The following is a 3,638-nucleotide window of genomic DNA, read 5'->3' on the forward strand; positions in this document are numbered from 1 at the left end:
ATCGCCTCGATAAAGTGCATACACTCATCACTATTGAAGTTTCCCTTTTTCTTGAGCAGCCACCACAATATGGGAATGGCAACCCCACCTAACGGAAGATTTTTGATTTTTGCAAGAATTCTAATCAGGCTCTTGGATAAAAATAAGAAAATTTTTCTTATTTTCTTAAACTTGTTGATTTATAATGATGGGACAAGAGATTTAGCCCCAGGGCAGATAAAGTTGGGCTTGTCTTTTTCCCTAACCATAAACAAAAAAAACCGAACACCCCCAAGTAATTGACCGATTAATTTTCGGAAAATGGGGTGTGCCTGATGATGAAGACAACATAAGTAAGTTCCAATTTATCTAGTACAGATATGTCATCTCTAGAAAATTCTTTAAGTTTTGATGGAGCCTTCCCCATCACCTTTGATTTAACAGGTTCCGACGATTTAAGTGTATCGAGGGAAACCCCTCCCTTAGGAGTCCTGAACTCTAACCCCTCCCCATCTACAGTATCCTCTGAAGCCCCCACGGTTTCAGTCTCCCCTGCTGCTACGAGTCAAGTGGTGTTTCCCGTTTCTCTTAGTATTGACTCTTCTGGTTATCTCACCAGTCCAGCGCCGAGTCCTGCCTCTGTACCCACTACCGACCCCGTCACCACCAGTCCAGGGTTGGGTCTTGTCTCTGTACCCACTGCCGAGGGATGGGATTCGAGGGTTAATCAGGACAATCTCACCCAGAAAACTGGAGAAACCCATATCACATACTGTTACTCGTGCGGTCAATACCACAGTAGCAAATTGGGACTGCAACCTCTAAGCTCCGTGTCTCCTAATGCTCCTCAAGGGACGCGAGACTATCTGTTACCCCCCAAGACGGTTAACTACTCAAGTCCCATCTCGGTTATAGAAAATACAATCTCTATTGAGCCACGAAATACACCAATTCCGAAATTTGCAACCGTAAACACTCAAGAAAGCTTTGACTTCACAAGCATTTCCAATGGAGAAGTCTTTAATCTCAGTTCCAATCCCTTCTCTTCCAAGACTATTCATCTGGATTTTGATGGCTACAACACATCGGCCACTGCTTGGAATAACCCAACCTTCGTTGGTTCTTCTAACGTCATTTCTTCTATAGCTGTCTTTTCTTTGGACTCAATCGTCAGTACGGCATATTCACAAGCAGAATTTGATGCAATGAAGGAAATTTTCCTTCGCGTAGCTGCTGACTATGCACCTTTTGGTGTCAACGTAACAACCAAAACACCAACCTTTGATCAGATTACTCGGTCTAGCACAAGCGACGGTGCTTATGGGACAGTTGTGTCTATTGGGAACATTGGTGGCCAATGGTCGGGGGCTGGGGGAATTGCCTATGTTGGCATTTACGATCTCGTTGATACAACTAACTATTACAAACCTGCGCTTGTGTTTCCAAGTCGCTTAGGAACTGCAAAAAATATCGCAGAAGCGGCTTCCCATGAGGCTGGACACAATCTCAATCTTAGTCATGACGGTCAGGGTTCTACCCAATACTATGCAGGAGGCGGCTCAAGCCCTGGCTGGGCACCTATCATGGGTGTCGGCTATTCCAAGCAGTTAACGCAATTCTCGCGCGGCCAATACTCGAATGCGACAAACACTGAAAATGATTTTCTCCAGATTAAGGGGGAAGGAATCGGTCGCTATGTTGAAGGGACCCCGAATACGGATTTAGCTAGTGCTGAGACGATTACCCTAAATTCCACTGGTTACGGTGGGGCCTTTCGATCTATTGAACTAGTATCAGATGATGGTAATACTGGGATAGACTATGATTACTTCAAATTTACCGCCCCTGCTGCTGGAAGCGTAAACATTTCAGTCAATAATGCTCTAATTTTCAGCAAAGATGGTACCAACTTTATTGGCGAAGACCTGCCAGCTGGATATGGAAATCTGCATCTTGATGCCCAAATCCTTAATGCAAGTGGAGGAATTCTCGCGGATTGGAATAACAACGCATTGGTTGATGTCACTGGATTAACTTATTCGGGACTGGTAGCCGGGCAAAATTACTTCGTCAAAGTTGGTCCTAACTCAACGCTTCCGGATCAGTCCTTTGGTGAAACAACTTGGGGAAGTTTGGGAGCCTACGCCTTACGTATTCAGGCTGACACCAATTCGACGAAATCAATCTCGATCGCCAAAACCACAGACGGTAACGAAGCCGGTTCAGTAAGCAGTGTCTTTACCCTCACCCGCACCGGCGACCTCTCCAGTGCCTTAACCGTCAACTACACCCTGGCGGGGACAGCCACTCCAGGTGTTGACTACACAGGCACTACTCCTGGCAGCCTAACCTTTGCGGCAGGTTCCTCCAAAGCCACCATCGCTCTGCCCACCAAAGATGACCTCTTGAGTGACCCCGGCGAAACGATCATCACCACAATTACCGCCCCCGTCGGCTACACTATTAGTGGACCCAGCACGGCTACGGCCACCATTCTTGACAATGATGGTAACGCGGCCAATAACAACTTAGTCGGGACAAGCTTTGCCGATGCCCTAGCTGGAGTGGGAGGTAATGACACCATCAATGGCGGCCTTGGCAATGACACCATCGATGGCGGTGTTGGTGTTGACTCGATGGATGGTGGTGATGACAACGACACCTACTTTGTTGACAATGTTTCTGACATCGTCAAAGAAATCTACGACGATGCCCTAGGTGGGACGGCTGATACGGTATTTGCTTCAGTCACTTATTCTCTAGCACCGGGGACACCTGGTAACCAAGGATATGGGATTGAGAACTTGACCCTGACGGGGAGTGGCAATATCAACGCTACTGGCAATAGCAAAAACAACATCCTCACGGGCAACAGTGGCAGCAATGTCCTCGGTGGTGGCGATGGTAATGACACCCTCAACGGTGGAGCGGGTAATGATAGCCTGACAGGCGGTCTTGGTAAAGATACCCTAACGGGAAGCACGGGATTGGATACTTTGAATTACAATTCCCTCGGTGAGTCGCTGCTGAGTGGCTTTGATGTTATTCAAGGCTACAGTGGCACAGGTACCAGTCTTGATCGCATTAATGCCCCTGCGCCTATTGCGCCAATCACTTTGACCGCATCGAAAGGGACAGCAGCTTCTTTAACCGAAGCGGCGATTCAGTTGGTCTTGACTAATGCGGCCTTTGCTGCTAACACGGCGGCGGCTTTTACAGTGTCAGGTCAAAGTGGTACTTTTATCGCTCTCAATAATGGAGTGGCCGGTTTCCAAGCCGCTAGTGATGCAATCATTCAACTGAGTGGTTACAACATTGCTGCCGCTACACCAGTGGTAGTGATCTAGATTGAGAGACCATTTAAGTTTGCAGGCAGTAGGAGAAGAGTCTCCTACTGCCACTAGCGGTCTTTCAAAGCATAAGCTTCCTGTTGTTGTTCTGCGAAGCCTAAGAGGGGGGTGATTCGATAGTAGTGATGGAGGCTTAATCCTTTGCTTTGCTGTGCATTGTAGTCATGGATAACTGAACTTCCACCGTATGAATATACTAGCTATGGCTAAAAGTCTTAGAGAGCCTGAGTTAAAGCCATATAATACTAATGGACTACTGGTCACAAACTCCTGAAATCCTTACGCAGATAGGGCTTGAGGCAAAAATGG

The 3,638-nt window shown here is 47.1% G+C and carries 1 protein-coding gene; it reads left to right on the forward strand.

Annotated elements, in window-relative coordinates:
• Positions 1-1,991: 1,991 nt before the first annotated feature.
• Positions 1,992-3,326 (forward strand): bluetail domain-containing putative surface protein, encoded by a 1,335-nt coding sequence (locus IM479_RS11220; RefSeq protein WP_287699411.1) that lies wholly within the window; start codon positions 1,992-1,994, stop codon positions 3,324-3,326.
• Positions 3,327-3,638 lie beyond the last annotated feature (312 nt).

It is taken from the genome of Microcystis sp. M165S2, assembly GCF_020245885.1.
Taxonomy (GTDB): Bacteria; Cyanobacteriota; Cyanobacteriia; order Cyanobacteriales; family Microcystaceae; genus Microcystis.